This window comes from Paenibacillus sp. FSL H7-0442, from assembly GCF_038593105.1.
GTDB lineage: Bacteria > Bacillota > Bacilli > Paenibacillales > Paenibacillaceae > Paenibacillus > Paenibacillus polymyxa_D.
The window spans coordinates 3,443,405-3,460,167 of record NZ_CP151963.1; the positions used below are offsets into that span (position 1 = coordinate 3,443,405).

Annotated in this window: 14 protein-coding genes; 2 read left to right on the plus strand and 12 right to left on the minus strand. The window is 43.7% G+C overall.

Annotated features, from left to right (window positions below):
* Nucleotides 1-331: 331 nt before the first annotated feature.
* The 6 genes from yidD to adhE form a co-directional block, all read right to left on the minus strand.
* A complete protein-coding gene (yidD, locus tag MHH57_RS15135; protein WP_342434271.1) occupies nucleotides 332-622 on the minus strand; it encodes a membrane protein insertion efficiency factor YidD in 291 nt (96 codons plus the stop codon).
* 1 nt (nucleotide 623) lies between these two features.
* Complete coding sequence (locus tag MHH57_RS15140; RefSeq protein WP_039270917.1) at nucleotides 624-1,115, minus strand: Fur family transcriptional regulator; 492 nt, start codon at nucleotides 1,113-1,115, stop codon at nucleotides 624-626.
* Nucleotides 1,116-1,368: 253 nt separating this feature from the next.
* Complete coding sequence (locus tag MHH57_RS15145; protein WP_341070962.1) at nucleotides 1,369-3,591, minus strand: copper amine oxidase N-terminal domain-containing protein; 2,223 nt, start codon at nucleotides 3,589-3,591, stop codon at nucleotides 1,369-1,371.
* A 219-nt stretch (nucleotides 3,592-3,810) separates the two neighbouring features.
* Complete coding sequence (gene pflA, locus MHH57_RS15150) at nucleotides 3,811-4,569, minus strand: pyruvate formate-lyase-activating protein (RefSeq protein ID WP_029517235.1); 759 nt, start codon at nucleotides 4,567-4,569, stop codon at nucleotides 3,811-3,813.
* A gap of 51 nt (nucleotides 4,570-4,620) precedes the next feature.
* Nucleotides 4,621-6,882 (minus strand): formate C-acetyltransferase, encoded by a 2,262-nt coding sequence (pflB, locus tag MHH57_RS15155; RefSeq protein WP_029517234.1) that lies wholly within the window; start codon nucleotides 6,880-6,882, stop codon nucleotides 4,621-4,623.
* Between the two features lie 328 nt (nucleotides 6,883-7,210).
* Nucleotides 7,211-9,823 carry a bifunctional acetaldehyde-CoA/alcohol dehydrogenase gene (gene adhE, locus MHH57_RS15160; RefSeq protein WP_069012737.1) on the minus strand — a complete coding sequence of 871 codons (2,613 nt, stop codon included), beginning with the start codon at nucleotides 9,821-9,823 and terminating at the stop codon, nucleotides 7,211-7,213.
* 258 nt (nucleotides 9,824-10,081) lie between these two features.
* Here adhE and MHH57_RS15165 point away from each other — a divergent pair, with 258 nt between their 5' ends.
* Nucleotides 10,082-10,798 carry a Crp/Fnr family transcriptional regulator gene (locus MHH57_RS15165; RefSeq protein ID WP_013310849.1) on the plus strand — a complete coding sequence of 239 codons (717 nt, stop codon included), beginning with the start codon at nucleotides 10,082-10,084 and terminating at the stop codon, nucleotides 10,796-10,798.
* Nucleotides 10,799-10,936: 138 nt separating this feature from the next.
* Here MHH57_RS15165 and MHH57_RS15170 read toward each other — a convergent pair whose 3' ends face one another.
* Nucleotides 10,937-11,704, minus strand: a complete 768-nt coding sequence (locus MHH57_RS15170) for a class III extradiol ring-cleavage dioxygenase (RefSeq protein WP_342434272.1) — start codon at nucleotides 11,702-11,704, stop codon at nucleotides 10,937-10,939.
* Nucleotides 11,705-12,022: 318 nt separating this feature from the next.
* Here MHH57_RS15170 and MHH57_RS15175 point away from each other — a divergent pair, with 318 nt between their 5' ends.
* A complete protein-coding gene (locus MHH57_RS15175; protein ID WP_223821919.1) occupies nucleotides 12,023-12,322 on the plus strand; it encodes a hypothetical protein in 300 nt (99 codons plus the stop codon).
* 123 nt (nucleotides 12,323-12,445) lie between these two features.
* On the opposite strand, the gene MHH57_RS15180 is transcribed toward MHH57_RS15175, so the two are convergent.
* The 5 genes from MHH57_RS15180 to MHH57_RS15200 all read right to left on the minus strand — a co-directional run bounded on the left by MHH57_RS15180 (nucleotide 12,446) and on the right by MHH57_RS15200 (nucleotide 16,675).
* Entirely contained in the window at nucleotides 12,446-12,790 is a 345-nt protein-coding gene (locus MHH57_RS15180) for a helix-turn-helix domain-containing protein (RefSeq protein WP_340955834.1), read from the minus strand.
* Between the two features lie 246 nt (nucleotides 12,791-13,036).
* Nucleotides 13,037-13,768 carry a ThuA domain-containing protein gene (locus MHH57_RS15185; protein ID WP_341070963.1) on the minus strand — a complete coding sequence of 244 codons (732 nt, stop codon included), beginning with the start codon at nucleotides 13,766-13,768 and terminating at the stop codon, nucleotides 13,037-13,039.
* 20 nt (nucleotides 13,769-13,788) lie between these two features.
* Nucleotides 13,789-14,757, minus strand: coding sequence for a sugar phosphate isomerase/epimerase (locus tag MHH57_RS15190; RefSeq protein WP_029517230.1), 969 nt, complete (start codon nucleotides 14,755-14,757; stop codon nucleotides 13,789-13,791).
* 75 nt (nucleotides 14,758-14,832) lie between these two features.
* The gene (locus MHH57_RS15195; protein ID WP_029517229.1) at nucleotides 14,833-15,915 is read right to left on the minus strand and encodes a Gfo/Idh/MocA family oxidoreductase; all 1,083 of its coding nucleotides are present in this window, start codon (nucleotides 15,913-15,915) and stop codon (nucleotides 14,833-14,835) included.
* The gene (locus MHH57_RS15200) at nucleotides 15,908-16,675 is read right to left on the minus strand and encodes a sugar phosphate isomerase/epimerase (RefSeq protein ID WP_029517228.1); all 768 of its coding nucleotides are present in this window, start codon (nucleotides 16,673-16,675) and stop codon (nucleotides 15,908-15,910) included. The genes MHH57_RS15195 and MHH57_RS15200 overlap by 8 nt, the downstream gene beginning before the upstream one ends.
* Nucleotides 16,676-16,763: the final 88 nt, after the last annotated feature.

Here is a 16,763-nt window from a genome sequence, read left to right on the forward strand (position 1 = left end):
TTGGGCACAAAAAAGACCCCCGTCCCTATGGGACGAGAGTCACCTCACGCGTTACCACCCAATTTTCCTGTATCCTCGCAGACTACAGGCTTCACCGGTCACATCTGACCGCCCATTAACGCTGGAACACGCCTCCCCCTTACGTTTGCCTCCCGTGCACAAATAACTGTGGCAAATACGCTCGAAAAAGGTTCCTCCAGGACCATATTCAGGCTTCGCTCCAGACCGGTTTGCAGCTAACCCCGGCTCTCTGTACTGGACAATTCACCCTACTCATCCCTTCGCAGGAAAACAATATTAACCAAAATATAACGAAATCCGCATAGCGCTGTCAAGTCAGACTCTTCTCGGAATGAGTAGCCAAACGATCTTCGCTAGACCTGTCTGTCTCCTTTTTTGCAGGAGGAACCAAATCTACGCCTCCTGGATGAAAGGGATGGCATTTGGCTATACGCTTAGTAGCAAGCCATGAACCTTTGAGCGCACCATGCACTTCTACCGCCTCCAACGCGTACGCTGAACACGTTGGATAGAATCGGCAGGTAGCCGGCTTAAACGGTGAAATATAGGAACGATAAAACTTAATCGGAGCCTGTACCACTCTGCGTGTGGTGATTTTCATTTCAGTAGCCCCCGTGGCTGTGAGTGTGACTGCTCGTCTGTCTGAATCCCCCATCCGAATTACTATCAGTATGTCCATTCTTCTGTTGACATTCTTTACAATAACCAAAAATTTCAAACTTGTGCTCGACGATTTGGAATTGATCCGTTGTATCCGTCATTTGCATTGGGCAAAAAGAAATCGGTAATGTTTTCTGACAGCTCAAGCAAATCATATGGTGATGGTGATGATGCTCATTACAGCTCACCTTGAACTTCATTCCATCCTCAAAAGATACCTGTTCCAGCACACCTAATTCCTGCATTACACGCAAATTACGATAAACTGTATCAAAGCTAAGTCCACTGTACTTCTTACCCATATATTCATAAACGTCTTTGGGGGACAGATACCCTTCATTCTCGGAAAATAACGTGGCCAACGTTTTGCGCTGATCTGTAATACGCAGCCCCTGAGCGGACATTGTTGCAATAATCTCATCCTTTGTCAGCATGCGTTTCACCCTCCCCTGTCTGTAGTTTCAGGTTTTCTGATGCAGGCTTAGGCTTGCATCTATTTATTATACCACGATTAAAGTCAATATTATAAGAGATATTCGCATCTATACATAAGAAAAAGACGCTCTCCAGCGCTACGATCAAATTCGCAGCAGGAGAACGCCTATATTCTGCAAGTGACATCGACTTTTAAACGGTGAATGACGAGACCCAAGGTCTAAGCCGGTAAACAGTACCGGTTAATTCATATTAATTTTTAATAGCTGGTAAAGGCATAACTACTACGGAAACCGGCAAGTTACTTCCTGCAGCAGCAGTGAAATACATCTCTACACTTTCCTCGATATGCCCTGTGCGATACAGCACACTCATCTCATTTGGAGCCCATACCGAGCCGTTTGTCGGGATACCCACAACCTGATTGTTTACCATCGCATAGCCGGAATATTCGCCTCCACGCGGGTTGAACGTAATCAGTGAATACGGCGCTACATGATCCAATTTAACTTTATATACAACACCAAAATTACCGGCATTGGAAGCAGAAGAGCCGTCCAGACCATCCGTACCAATCAGGTTCGGGTCTACCTTATTATCGCCAAGAACGATACGTTGAGCTGTTTTACCAACCTCTTCGGTATAATTGAGTGAGATATCCGAATTAGCGTACGTTCCACGGTTATGAATACCGTCCTTAGGCAGTTTTGCCAAAGTAGGCAACACGGTCAACGGATCTGTATTTGCATCTAACACAATAACCGTGTATTGAATAGGTTGATCCGTATATAAATCGGATAACAGAGAAATGACTTGTTTTTGCTTGATTTTTTGTGCGTTCAGATCCTGTAAAATAACGCGGCTTTCGCCAGGATTTAGAACTGTGCTAGAACGCTTGCTTCCATCCTGCATGGATTGAAAATATCGTTGAATCGAGACTTTACCCGCAGCCGTTGCAAATTCAGATGGTCCGGCAAAACCGGAATTTTCGACATTCATGTTGGCAGGAGTAATATTGTTGTTGGTTGCAATCACGTACATTTTCACATCTCGACCCGTTTCATTCACATGATGGACGAGTATGCGCGTGCTTCCTGATCCGGTTTCCTGATACACAATTCCGTCCTGAAATACACGTTCCGGGCTGTTAGCACGGATCAAAAGACGCGGTGAAGATGTACTTGTCAAAGGAATGGTAGCCATGGTAGGCACCTGACTGCCGTCTACTGTATATTTATCACCATATGGTGTGAAGATTTTATTGAAATCATCTTCGTTGTACAGCAGTTCATTCGTAATTTTAATCGTTTCACTTTTGGTACCTGTTGCGCCGTGCTTATCAGTCACGGTTAACGTAATCGTTACATCACCTGGTTGGAAGAAGGCAAGTTTCTTGTTCTCCCAATCACGCTTAGTAATAGCATTCTCATCATCCGTACTCAGGTCCGTAATGGTGATCTTTTCACCCATCTTGTACTCTTTTTTATCTGTAGTAAACAGAGCGACTGGCGGTTGGTTCGGCGGTCTTACTGTAATTGTAACTGAGTAAGGATCACTCCAGTTTCCAGCTGAGTCAAGAACAGAATAGGTAACTACATATGTACCCGGCTCCTGAAATACGTCCTGCTTACCTTCCCAACGTTGGTTCACAATCGGTAGACCTGTAGGAGAAGATTCCTTCGTCAAATACGTAACTTGGGTTTCGCCCGCATAGATATCTTTTTGCTGAACCGTGAAGGAAGCTTTAGGCTTCTGATTCAAATCCATGATAACTTGTTTAGTCGTATTATTCACAGTATAAGGAATATTTAAGGCCTGTGTAATCGAGGTCAACGGCACCATAAATACGTTCTTTTGCTGAAAAGCCGGTCCCTTCATTTGTCTGGCTTCACCGTTAACCGTATAAACCTTGCTGTCTGTTTTGAAGCGCAGGACATTTGTTCCTTGTGTGATTACGGTTTCTTTGGTGGCAGTGTCATAACTAAACTGCAATCCGACACGGCTGACAAGAGAACGGATAGCTACATAGGAAACTCCGTCCTTAACAGTCATCGGCTGAGTTGCCGTATATACCTGTCCGTTTTGTTCCATTTTCGCACTGTTTAAATACAAAATCAGTTGATTAGCCCCCATGTTTGTTGGAGCTCCACCAGGATTGGTGATCGTTCCGTCTCCACCGTATACATCATTGGATACGTTCGATCCGTTGGTTGTATCCGTAGGCAGGCCAGTCAATGGATCATTGGTTACGCCTGTGTTATCTGGTGTTACCGTGTTGTTTTGTGTGCCTGTTCCCTCTTGAGCTCCGATACTATTCTGAACGCTGGAATCAGCAACATTGGTCTGAGCCTGCTGTGCGCTAACCGAATCGGTGGATTGAACGGTTGTTGATGCTGCTTCTGCTCCTACAGGGGCTACTGCGGCCACCTGAGCTACCGCCAAAGCGGTGAGCATGGTCCATTTCTTGAAATTCATTGTCTGTCTCCTTCTATCACCAAATTATTATCATTCCCGTAAAAAGTCATACTATTAGACGCGTCAGTTGTTAAAAAGTTTCTGGAAATTTTGCTTATCATGAAAAAAAGGGAACTTTCTCCTGTGACTGCAAAAAATTCAACAACAAAAAACCGCCACCCATCTGACCTGATGTGGCGGCGGCTTCATTACTAAGAAATAGCTTTTGCACCATTTACATTATGATGGACGACAGACAGCATTCTTTCCTGCAGTCTCCAGACGACCCTCTTCAATGAGTCGGTAAGCACGTTGAACTTCTTCGTCTGTAGGAGATGGAACTCCCTCCAACGGATACTCCTTACCGAGCATTTCCCACTTGTAAACACCCATTTGATGGTAAGGTAAAATTTCGAATTTCTCGACTCCGTTCAACGTTCCGATAAACCGTCCCAAATTCAATAAATCTTGCTCGTCATCATGAATACCCGGTACAAATACGTGTCTAATCCACATTTTACGCCCTTGCTCAGACAACCAGCGAGCTGTGCTTAGCATACGGTCGTTGGACTTGCCTGTAAGCTTAATATGCTTGTCGTTGTCAATATGCTTTATATCAAGTAACACCAAGTCTGTTACGTCCAGCAGATCATGGATACGGCCCGCATCATTAAAGCCATTACTGTCCAGTGTCGTGTGCAAATTCCAGCGACGTTTCACTTCTTTGAACAGCTCTGCTACAAAATGAGCTTGCAATGTCGGTTCTCCACCGGATACGGTCAATCCGCCTCCCGAAGAACGGTAATAGGCTAAATACGGTTCAATTTCAGCCAATACTTCCTCTAGGGTCATTGGATTGCCTTCATTCAAGGCCCAAGTGTCCGGATTATGGCAATACTGACATTTCAACAAGCATCCTTGCATAAAGAGCACGAAGCGGATGCCGGGACCATCGACGGTCCCGAAGGTTTCCAATGAGTGTATGTGTCCTTTCAACATGTTGCATCATCCTTCCCGCATCCGCTATGCGTGCGTCATTGTAATACTTATTTACATTGTACCGTGGAAAGTACGGTTAATAACATCCAATTGTTGTTCACGAGTCAGCTTGATAAAGTTAACGGCATAACCGGAAACACGGATCGTCAGCTGTGGATAGTTTTCTGGGTGTTCCATTGCATCCAACAGTTGTTCGCGAGCAAACACATTGACATTCAGATGATGTGCGTGGCTTCCAAAATAGCCATCCATCATCGAAACAAGGTTTGTTTTGCGTGTTTCTTCTTCTTTACCCAGTGCTTTAGGCACGATAGAGAAGGTGTTCGAGATACCATCCAGACTGTGTTCATAAGGCAATTTGGCTACGGAACTCAGAGATGCCAAAGCACCTTTTTTATCACGGCCGTGCATTGGGTTTGCCCCTGGTGCAAACGGTTCGCCTGCTTTACGTCCATCCGGTGTTGTACCTGTTTTCTTACCATACACCACGTTAGAAGTAATAGTCAGTACAGATTGAGTAGGAAGCGCATTACGATAAGCTTTATGCTTGCGAATCATGCTCATGAAGCTCTCTACCAGTTCCACAGCGATGTTATCTACACGGTCATCGTTGTTACCGTAGCAAGGGTATTCGCCTTCAATTTCAAAGTCAACAGCAATCCCTTTTTCGTTACGGATTGGTTTAACTTTTGCAAATTTAATGGCACTCAAGGAGTCGGTAGCAACTGACAGACCCGCAATACCACAAGCCATGGTGCGGAGAATATCACGATCATGCAACGCCATTTCAATGCGTTCGTAGCTATATTTATCATGCATGTAGTGAATAACATTCAAAGTGTTCATATACAGTTTGGCCAACCATTCCATCATAGGTTTGAAGCGACTCAACACTTCTTCATAATCCAGAACTTCACCTGTAATGGCTGGGAATTCAGGCCCTACTTGGACGCCAGATTTTTCATCTTTACCACCGTTAATTGCATACAGCAGAGCTTTAGCCAAGTTAGCACGAGCACCAAAGAATTGCATTTGTTTACCGATTTTCATTGCCGATACACAACAAGCAATACCATAGTCGTCTCCATAAATCGGACGCATCAGATCGTCATTCTCGTACTGAATGGAGCTAGTTTCAATAGAAACTTTCGCACAATATTTTTTGAAGCCTTCAGGCAATTTTTCCGACCACAGTACAGTCAGGTTCGGTTCCGGTGCAGGTCCCAGATTGTAGAGGGTGTGCAGGAAACGGAAGCTGTTTTTAGTTACCCGAGTTTCTCCAGTTACGGACATACCACCAATGGACTCAGTAACCCAAGTTGGATCTCCACTGAACAGTTCATTATAGTCAGGTGTGCGCAAGAACTTAACAATACGCAATTTCATAACAAAATGATCGACCAGTTCTTGAGCTTGTTCTTCTGTCATTGTACCCTCTTCCATATCACGTTGAGAGTAAATATCAAGGAAGGAAGATACACGTCCTAAGGACATTGCTGCACCATTTTGTTCTTTGATTGCTGCAAGATATCCAAAATATACCCATTGGAAAGCTTCTTTCGCATTGTTAGCAGGTTTTGAAATATCAAAACCGTGCTCAGCAGCCATTTGTTTCAGTTCATTCAAAGCACGAATTTGCTCGGAAATTTCCTCACGCAGACGAATTACGTCTTCTTCCATGGAATCAACTTCAAGGCTTTTCAGTTGCAGCTTTTTATCTTGGATCAAGAAGTCTGCACCGTATAAAGCTACACGACGATAGTCACCGATAATACGACCACGGCCGTATGCATCTGGCAGACCAGTAATGATACCAGCTTTACGAGCCGCTCTCATTTCATCTGTATAAGCGTCAAATACACCTTGGTTGTGAGTTTTACGAATATGAGTGAAGATATCAATGATACTTTCTGGCACTTCAAAACCATAGGCTTTGCAAGCGTCGATCATCATTCGAATTCCGCCAAACGGCTGTAAAGAACGTTTGAATGGAGCATCTGTTTGTACACCGACAATTTGCTCTTTATCCCGGTCTAGATAACCCGGTTTATGTGAAATAATAGTGGATGGCGTATTCACGTCTACATCAAGCACGCCGCCGTTTGCCAACTCTTTTTTGGTAAGATCGGATACAATATCCCACAATGCAGTTGTGTTGGCCGTAGGACCAACCAAAAATTCTTCATTGCCAACATAAGGTAAGATATTGGTTTCAATAAAATCGTTGACGTTGACTTCTTTAGTCCATTTGCCTTTTTTAAAACCTCTCCAGCCAGATTGTTGCTCTTGTAATTCTCTCTCAATCACCGACATGTAAATCCCTCCAAATTGTTTGGTCTTCCGGACTTGTGATTTTTTTCACGATAAAGCTATTTCTTGAGCCCGGCCTGTTCACCGATGCCTTACGCTCAGTGTCGGGACCTTTCTTACACCCTTATTGTAGAATAATGATAGAGTGTAGTATGTGACAAAAATCACAATATGAGTGATTTTTGTCACTTTATTTTCCCTAGCTTCGCGCCTATATCCTTAGCCTTGCCGTTCACCTCCCTTCCCAAACCAACAGGCCCTCTATATAGAGAGCCTGCATCGGTATTGAACGAGAAAATGCTTTTTCACAAGCCTCTTCTTACCTATTATATTATTGGTCAAAACGTCCGTAGAAGGCATTGCGATAGACATCAGCCAACTCAGTAACCAGTGGCAACTTAGGATTCGCAGTTGTACATTGATCTTCAAATGCGCGGTCAGCCAGATAATCTACACGTGATTCGAAATCTTTCGCATCGAAACCGATTTGTTGGAACGATTCCTCGATACCGAGTGTTTTGTTCATTTTACGGATCGCTTCGATCAAGCTGTTAACCCCTTCTTCGGTGGTGCGTGCAGGCAGTCCCAGTATGCGCGCGATTTCTGCATAACGCTCATCCGCAACAAAGTGCGAATATTTAGGGAACGAAGCAAATTTTGTCGGTTTTTTCGCATTATAACGAATAACGTGCGGCATCAAAATGGCATTCGTGCGGCCATGCGCTGTATGGTATTGTCCACCCCATTTATGTGCAAGACTGTGGTTAATGCCCAAGAATGCATTAGCAAACGCCATACCAGCAAGTGTGGAAGCATTATGCATTTTTTCACGAGCCAGCTTATCACCGGTCAGAGCCGATTGTTCTAGGTATTGGAATACCAATTGAATGGCTTTAATTGCCAGACCATCTGTGTAGTCATTAGCCATTACGGACACGTAAGCCTCGATAGCATGTGTCAGAACGTCCATACCTGTGTCCGCTACAGCTGTTTTAGGCAGCGAATATACAAACACTGGGTCAATAATTGCCACATCAGGAGTCAACTCATAGTCAGCCAGTGGGTACTTCGTGTCGCCCAGGTTTTTGTCCGTAATTACTGCGAACGATGTAACTTCGGAACCTGTACCCGATGTTGTAGGGATAGCTACAAATTGTGCTTTTTGGCCCAGACGTGGGTACTTGTAAATCCGTTTACGGATATCCATGAATTTTTGTTTTAAGTTATTGAAATCAGTATCTGGATATTCATAGAACATCCACATGCCTTTAGCGGCATCCATTGGCGAACCGCCGCCCAGTGCGATGATGCAATCCGGTTGGAAACGTCTCATCATTTCAGTACCACGTTCTACCGTAACTGTCGATGGATCTGGCTCTACTTCAGAGAACACTTCGATAGCTACTGGTGTTTGGCGCTGATGCAGATAATGAATAACACGATCTACATATCCCAGTTGTACCATCATAGGGTCTGTGATAATAGCTACACGTGTGATATCAGGCATTTTAGCAAGATACTGTGTCGAATTTTTTTCAAAATAGATTTTGGAAGGTACTTTGAACCATTGCATATTCACCGTCCGTTTCGCCACCCTTTTCACATTAATCAGATTGACTGCCGATACGTTCGACGAAGTCGAGTTACGACCGTACGAACCGCAACCAAGTGTCAACGAAGGAAGATTGGTGTTGTAAATGTCGCCAATCGCACCATGTGTGGAAGGTGCATTTACAATGATACGTCCTGTTTGCAAACGGTTTGCAAACCGAGCGATAACATCCTCATCGTTCGAATGAATAGCGGACGAGTGACCCATGCCCCCGAATTCCACGACTTCAGCAGCGCGTTGAATACCTTGTTCCGCATTTTTTACTTTATAGCAAGCCAATACAGGACTCAATTTTTCCGCAGACAATGGGAATTTTGTTCCTACCCCTTCAATCTCAGCGACCAAAATTTTAGTTCCTGTTGGTACTGTAATACCACTCATTTCAGCAATTTTCACAGCAGACTGCCCGACAATAGCTGGGTTCACTGCACATTTCTCGACATTCATAGCTCCTTGAGTGAGCTTAGCTGCTTCTTCTTTATTTACAAAATAGCAACCGTTAGCGATCATCAATTTTTTCACTTGTTCGAAGATTGGCTCTTCGATAATAACCGCTTGCTCCGAAGCACAAATCATACCGTTATCAAAAGATTTCGAGAGGATAAGATCGTTCACGGCCTGTTTGATATCTGCTGTTTTTTCAATAAAGCAAGGCACGTTACCAGGACCTACACCAAGTGCTGGTTTACCGCAGCTATAAGCTGCCTTAACCATGCCTGATCCACCAGTTGCCAAAATTAGCGCCACATCAGGGTGGTTCATCAATACATTGGTCTTATCCATCGAAGGTGCTTCAATCCATTGAATACAATCGGCCGGAGCACCATGTTTAACAGCTGCTTCGAGCAAGACGCGGGCTGCTTCCGCACTACACGATTGAGCAGATGGATGGAAACCGAAAATGATTGGGTTACGTGTTTTAATGGCAATCAGCGCTTTGAACATCGTAGTCGAAGTCGGGTTTGTCACTGGAGTGATCCCCATGATAATACCGACTGGCTCTGCTATCTTTTGAAAACTGTCAAAATCATTGTCTTCAATGACACCGACGGTTTTTTCATTTTTGATACTATGATAGATATATTCTGTTGCAAACATGTTTTTGGTGATTTTGTCCTCGTACACACCGCGTCCTGTTTCTTCAACAGCCAACTTCGCCAGGTACATGTGTTTATCCATCCCTGCGAGTGCCATAGCTTGTACGATTTCGTCAATCTGTTCCTGATTCATACTCATGAAAGCTTGCTGTGCCCGGTTCCCCCGGTCAATCAGCGTTTGAATATACTGCTCTGCGCTTTGCTCTTTTTGAATAACCTCGTTTTTAACAGCCATTTCCCTCATCCTCCTGTTATCTCGTGTACTATCTCTTGTTCACGCACTGATCGTAACACAGCTTTTCAAGATATATTGTGATTTTTTTCACAATCTATTTAAAATTTTATTTTATGAAGTGAATTAAATCACAAAGTTTGGAATTCTGCCACTTTTACCCCCTCTTCTTGCCCCAAAAACTCATTGCACAAGTATATAATGAATTTGAATTGATCAAGTTGCAGATAAAAAACATAGGATACAAAGGGGAAATGGACGATGAGAAACCCTACAAATGTAATGGAAGCCCGCGGCAACACCTGTTGCTTCTCGGAGGCCAGCTTCAACCGATTGCAAGTAATGATGAAAGATCGAGTTATGCCAGAAAGCTCGCATCTGTTCTGGGAAGGAGATACAGCGGATAAGCTGTTTTATATTAAGCGCGGACGCGTGAAAGTAACCAAAACAACGGATGAGGGCAAGGAACTTATTCTATATATGTATCAAAGCGGCGATCTTGTTGGTCAAGCCGATCCATTTTTCGGTACTAAGCATTCCTTTTCTGCTGAGGTTCTGGAAGACAGTGATATTGGCGTAATCGATCATACAGATTTGGAACTGCTTATTTGCCAGCATTGTGATTTTGCGATTGACTTTATGAAATGGATGGGTTCACATCACCGCATTACTCAGACTAAGTTCCGCGATTTGATGATGTACGGCAAGCCAGGCGCTTTATGTTCAACGCTCATTCGTCTATGCAATACCTATGGTGAGCCTCACGGCGAACATATCCTGATTCATAAAAAAATTACTCATACTGACTTATCAAATATGATCGGTGCGACCCGGGAAAGCGTAAACCGGATGCTTAGTGATCTACGTAAGAAAAATGCAGTTGAATATGATAATGGTATGATTGTTGTCAAAGATTTGGAAATGCTGCAAGGTGTATGTCATTGTGAACTATGCCCTCGTGAGATTTGCCGGATATAATAAATCGTTTTTTTATGTAAAAGGGAGTGTTATAAGCCACTATAGCTTATAACACTCCCTAATTTATTTCCACTCCCCTACTTATACAGGAGCAGTAGCGAAGCATTTTAATGACAGTCCTTCTTCTGGCAACACTCTTTAAAACTGTAAGCATAGATAACTTAAATTCCCCATCTCATAGCTTCTATGGATAACCTTGGCTTTGTTTGCAGGATTGCCACTCCCCATTGCAATAAACAACGGTACAAAGTGTTCTGCTCTGGGTACGGCCTGGCGAGCATACGGTGCTTCGCTTTCATAGTGATCCAAAGCCTCTATATCTCTACTTTGTACTTTTTCAATAATCCAATCATCAAAATCTATAGCCCAAGGTTCTGTTTTCGTTTCCCCCCATTTGACGATACGCAGATTATGAACAGTCACTCCACTACCAATGACCAGAATATCCTGTTCTCCCAGTCCTCGCAGCACTTCACCAATAGCATATTGTGCTTTGGGCGAGAGATATGGATTTACAGAGATCTGAACTACCGGAATGTCTGCCTCAGGATACATACGATACAACAATGTCCAAGATCCATGATCCAATCCCCTCACCCGATCAGTTTCTACGTCAATGCCCTTTTGTTCATATAATTTTTTCAGCTTATTGGCCAGTTCCACAGAACCATGTGCTGGATATTTCACTGTGTACAGTTCCGGTGGAAAACCGCCAAAATCATAAATGGTATCGTACACGTCATCCATCGAACTGATTGTCAACGTTTGTGTTTCCCAATGAGCAGTAAAGATAACTATTGCTTTAGGACGAATACTTTTCCCCAGTTGCTCTAAAAATGAAGTATAGTCCGTCTGTTCAATAGCAAGCATCGGTGAGCCATGGGCCAAAAATAAAGATGGCATCATATAAAGATCCCCTTATCATAAACAATTTATTTTATTCATCAAGTAACTTTATGTAAGTGATGATACATAAGTAATAGAGTCATGTCAACACAGATTTTAACATACACTTAAAGGTCAAAGATTCTATAAATAAAGATTGATATAGGTATAATGTCATAGTAATATGTAACTAATAAATTTTAAAATTTCACTTTATTTCGATACAAAGGACTGGTTTCTATGGAGATACATACTTCTAATTGCCCAAAATGCGGTTCCGTTTTTCGTCAAAACCTTAGAAACCTCTGTAGTACTTGTATTCAGGAAGAAAATATATTCTTGGATCGCTGTTCTAACTATCTATGGAAGCATCCTTCTACTCATACTCGCCAGCTCAGTGACGTAACTGGTACACCTATAGAATTGCTCACAGATTGGGTAAGAGCAGGCAAATTTCCCTCCACATACAGTCAGCTTGATTATCCTTGTGAGTCCTGCCGTTCCCCTATTTATGCAGGGAGACTTTGTCATTCCTGTCTGGGTACATTCCGTTCGGCCGCGCTGGATATTCAAACCCGTGTGCCTCGCCGTGCAACAGCAGCATTATTCTCAGTTGCAGGGCGCGTCAAAGGCTATTAAGTCGTGCTGCCTAAGCACATCATTTCTGCAAAATGGATAAGTAGTCCTAAACGCATATAAAAAACAGCCTTTTTTCTAGGAAAAGGCTGTTTTGCTATGAAAAACACTTATTTAGTTTGGTGCTCATCTAATCCATTCCTCAGCCCAAAATTGAATCTGTTCCATAACCGGCTGAAGTGCACGGCCTTTGGTTGTTAGCTCGTATTCAATGCGGACAGGAGTTTCTGGATATACATGACGTGTAAGAATTCCTTCATTTTCCAAATCTTTCATCCGCTCTGATAACATTTTGTCACTCATTGTGGGAATCAGATTGGAAATATCCTTAAACCGCTTAGGACCGCTCATCATGGATTGAATAATTAATCCATTCCAACGCTTGCCCAAACATGAAAAGGCGGTTTCAAAACGCGGACACATTTTTGTATATTGCGGTTGACTTTCCAAATTTTTCACCTTCTTTTGCATTTCGGTTTGATAAAGCTTTCCTTTTGTTAGTATATATCATTTTAGCATACTTTATCCCGAAAGAAAACACTTTCTTCTTAAATTAAATACCTGCGCCGATAAAGTTGCCATGACCAAAACTGATTATACAACAAACCAACACAGCAGGTATATGTCTAAATCGTTAAATACAAAAAGGCGGAATCCCAAGAGGTTCCGCCTATCAATCTGTTCATTATACAGCTCATCAATATGTGATGATTGTCATTATACCAACACTCCACCGAGAGGTCTTACTGGTTCACTTCTACCATATATTGGTTTGTTAATACTTGTCGGAGAAGTCCAACGAATGCTGTTTGCAATAACTTTCAAAATGTCAGGCTGGTAATAAGTCGGATAGGTCTCATGGCCTGGGCGGAAATAGAATATCTTACCGCTACCTCGGCGGAAGGTACATCCGGTTCTAAATACTTCGCCGCCTTCAAAGTTACTAACAAATACCAGTTCATCCGGCGTAGGAATATCAAAGAACTCGCCATACATCTCTTCCTGCTTCAACAATATTTTGGCGTCAATGCCTTCTGCAATGGGATGTGACGGATTCACCGACCAAATAATCTCCTGTTCACCTGCCACCCTCCATTTCAGATCGCAGCTAGTGCCCATCAGGGCTTTGAATGGCTTGGAAAAATGGCCTGAGTGCAGCACGATTAAGCCCATTCCTTCCTGCACTCGCTTGACAACACGCGCCGTAACTTCATCGCTCACCTGATCATGGGCTTTATGCCCCCACCACAGCAGCACATCTGTGGAATTCAAGACTTCTTCTCCCAAACCATGCTCTGCATCATCACGCAGTGTAGCTGTTCGAATGGCAAATCCCTCTCCTGCCAGGCCGTCAGCCAACGCTTTGTGTATCCCGTCAGGGTATATCTGTTTGGCTTCATCATTCAACTTTTCGTTCAAAAATTCATTCCAAATGGTGACGTTAATCATCAACATTTCCCCCTATTAGGTTAGACCCACCACATCTCGCTCAGCGGTTCTTCAATCAGTACCTGGCGAAGATTGTGGACAGCCTTAGTAAAGCCCTCTTCCACGGACATCAGACCATCTTCATGCTCAATACTCACTACATGATCGTATCCCACCAGGCGCAGAGCACTGATAATATCTGCCCAGGTTTTTACATCATGTCCATAACCCACAGTACGGAACTGCCAAGCGCGATCTAGCATTTTCGTATATTCCTGCATATCGGTAAGTCCATATTTATTTACATTAATCGGATCAATCGTCGTATCCTTGGCATGAAAGTGGTGAATAGCTCCCTCTCGGCCCAAAATTTGAACTGCCTGCACAGGGTCAATTCCCTGCCACCACATATGGCTCGGATCGAGATTAGCACCAATAACCTCTCCCGCAGCTTCACGTAAACGAAGCAAGGTCGCTGGTGTATGAACGGAGAAGCCTCCGTGTAGCTCCAATCCAATTTTAACATGATGATCTGCTGCAAATTTCCCCGTCTCGGTCCAGTAAGGAATAATTTTATTCTCCCATTGCCACTTCAACACTTCTTGAAAATCATTAGGCCACGGAGCCACAGGCCAGTTTGGATATTTCGCATCCTCATGATCTCCCGGACAGCCGGAGAAAGTGTTCACAACTGGAACTTCCAGCTTTTCTGCCAATCGAACGGTTTTAAGAAACGTATCATGATCAGCCTGGGCCAAATGCTTTTGCGGATGAAGAGGATTGCCGTGACAGCTAAGTGCGCTAATCGTTAGTCCGCGGGACTCTACTGCCTTTTTAAAATTTTTGAGCGCTGCATCATTCTCCAGCAATTCATCCGGCTTACAATGCTTATCCCCCGGGTTGCCGCCTGTACCGATTTCTACAGCATCCAATCCTTGAGAAGCCACATAATCCAACGCTTCCTCCAGCGAACGGCCACCGAACAACACCATAAATACTCCAAGTTTCAAAAGAAATCCCCCCTGTATCATATGTGAAAAAAGCTGCTTTCATTATAACGATGGTCTATTCGGGATAATTACGGCTTAGTCAAAATAGACAGCTTTTCCCGTACGTGCCGATTCATAGATAGCTTCCAAAATTTCAGTAACAACCAGTGCCTGTTCCGGCTTCACAAGAGGTTCTTTGTCGTCCAGAATAGATTCGATCCACAGGCGGGCTTCGCGGTCTGCTTCATTTTCCGTCTCCCCAGAGTAAAAGGCAACACCACCTGCATCCAGATCTATTTTCGTATCAAACAAACGGCTGTTCTTTTCTCCGTTAATGCGCAATCCATCCTGCATATCGGCTCCGCCTTCGGTACCGCATAACAGTGTCTTCGCTTCGCCAAACTCTACAACGTTCAATGCCCAGCTGGATTCCAGTACAATCGTAGCTCCATTTTGCATCGTAATAAAACCAAAAGCTGAGTCCTCTACCTTAAATTCCTCAGGGTTCCAAGGCCCAAAGGCATTTGCCGCATCTTTACGATCCCCTAGCTTATGGAAAGTTGAACCTAGTACGCTTTTAGGCTTGTAATTATCCATCAGCCAGAGTGTCAGGTCTAGTGCATGCGTGCCAATATCAATAAGAGGACCACCGCCCTGCTTCTCTTCATCCAAGAATACTCCCCAAGTCGGAACCGCGCGACGGCGTAGAGCAATGGCTTTGCCCAGATAAATTTCTCCAAGCTCTCCTTGCTCGACTAATTGCTTCAGGTACAAACTGTCATCACGATAACGGTTTTGATACGCTATGGACAGCTTCTTACCTGTGCGGTTGGCCGCATCAAGCATCTCCCGTGCTTGCTCAGCAGTTTTAGCCATCGGCTTTTCACACAGCACATGCTTACCTGCCTCAAGCGCCGCTACGGTAATTTCCGAGTGCGAGTCGTTAGGTGTACATACATGTACGACTTCAATGTCTTTATTTTCTAACAGCTTACGGTAATCGCTATAAACTTGCGAGCCATCAACACCAAACTTTTCTGCTGCCTCTTCAGCGCGCTCCTGAATGATGTCACAAAATGCAACGATCTCCGCACGCTTCTGCTTGGCAAGACTCGGCAAGTGTTTGCCGTTGGCAATGCCTCCACAACCAATAATCCCGATTTTAAGTGTTTTAGACATGAATATTTCCTCCCTGAGCTGCGTATTGTTGGAGCCATTTAATGCTGGTTTCAATGCTTTCGATTGGAGGGTTTGAGCAGAAATCCTGTTCCACGACGACCCAATCCACACCTGCCTGAATAGCGGCGTCTGTAATGGCCTGAAGCTGCACTTCGCCTTTGCCAAGCTCTACAGTCACTGCTTTTTGCTGCTCGTCACGTGCCATATCCTTTAAGTGAATGATAGGCAGGCGTCCATTATAACGTCCGATGTATTCCACTGGATCATAGCCCCCGTAGTATACCCAACAAGTATCCATTTCGACCTGTAACAAATCATCGGAAACTGCATCATATAAAGCATCGAATACTGGGCGATCATTGATCTTTTCTGTTAATTCAAAATCATGATTATGATAAGCCAGTATCAAACCCTGTTCCTTCACTTTTTCACCAATACGATTTAAATTAGCAAAAAGTTCATCCCACTCCCGCTGTTCTTCGGTTAAATAAGGAACGATTAGGTACTTATTGCCCAATTCTTTGTGGTATGAAATCTCCTCATCCAAATGATCCAGCAAGCGAGAATATTGTACATGAGTTCCGACAACTTCCAGATTCAGTTCATCCAAGAGCGCTCTGACATCCTTGGCATTGCGTCCGAAAAAGGTATGAAATTCTACTCCTTTATAGCCAAGCTCAGCTACCTTGCGCAATGTACCTTCAAAATCCTGTTCAAGCTCTTCCCTTACGGTGTACAATTGCAATCCTACTTTAGCCATTACCCTTCACCTCTTTAAGTTAGGAACCATTATATCTGTTCCATAATACACATCCTCGTCCGGCTTGAACGTACTTACCAGCGTAATG

What these genes read in the sequence shown, in the direction of transcription:
- adhE (WP_069012737.1), bottom strand. Translation starts at nt 9,823, where the DNA reads ATGGCTGTTAAAAACGAGGTTATTCAAAAAGAGCAAAGCGCAGAGCAG.
- MHH57_RS15180 (WP_340955834.1), bottom strand. Translation starts at nt 12,790, where the DNA reads ATGCAAAAGAAGGTGAAAAATTTGGAAAGTCAACCGCAATATACAAAA.
- MHH57_RS15195 (WP_029517229.1), bottom strand. Translation starts at nt 15,915, where the DNA reads ATGTCTAAAACACTTAAAATCGGGATTATTGGTTGTGGAGGCATTGCC.
- MHH57_RS15185 (WP_341070963.1), bottom strand. Translation starts at nt 13,768, where the DNA reads ATGATTAACGTCACCATTTGGAATGAATTTTTGAACGAAAAGTTGAAT.
- MHH57_RS15170 (WP_342434272.1), bottom strand. Translation starts at nt 11,704, where the DNA reads ATGATGCCATCTTTATTTTTGGCCCATGGCTCACCGATGCTTGCTATT.
- MHH57_RS15165 (WP_013310849.1), top strand. Translation starts at nt 10,082, where the DNA reads ATGAGAAACCCTACAAATGTAATGGAAGCCCGCGGCAACACCTGTTGC.
- MHH57_RS15140 (WP_039270917.1), bottom strand. Translation starts at nt 1,115, where the DNA reads ATGCTGACAAAGGATGAGATTATTGCAACAATGTCCGCTCAGGGGCTG.
- yidD (WP_342434271.1), bottom strand. Translation starts at nt 622, where the DNA reads ATGAAAATCACCACACGCAGAGTGGTACAGGCTCCGATTAAGTTTTAT.
- pflB (WP_029517234.1), bottom strand. Translation starts at nt 6,882, where the DNA reads ATGTCGGTGATTGAGAGAGAATTACAAGAGCAACAATCTGGCTGGAGA.
- MHH57_RS15145 (WP_341070962.1), bottom strand. Translation starts at nt 3,591, where the DNA reads ATGAATTTCAAGAAATGGACCATGCTCACCGCTTTGGCGGTAGCTCAG.
- MHH57_RS15200 (WP_029517228.1), bottom strand. Translation starts at nt 16,675, where the DNA reads ATGGCTAAAGTAGGATTGCAATTGTACACCGTAAGGGAAGAGCTTGAA.
- pflA (WP_029517235.1), bottom strand. Translation starts at nt 4,569, where the DNA reads ATGTTGAAAGGACACATACACTCATTGGAAACCTTCGGGACCGTCGAT.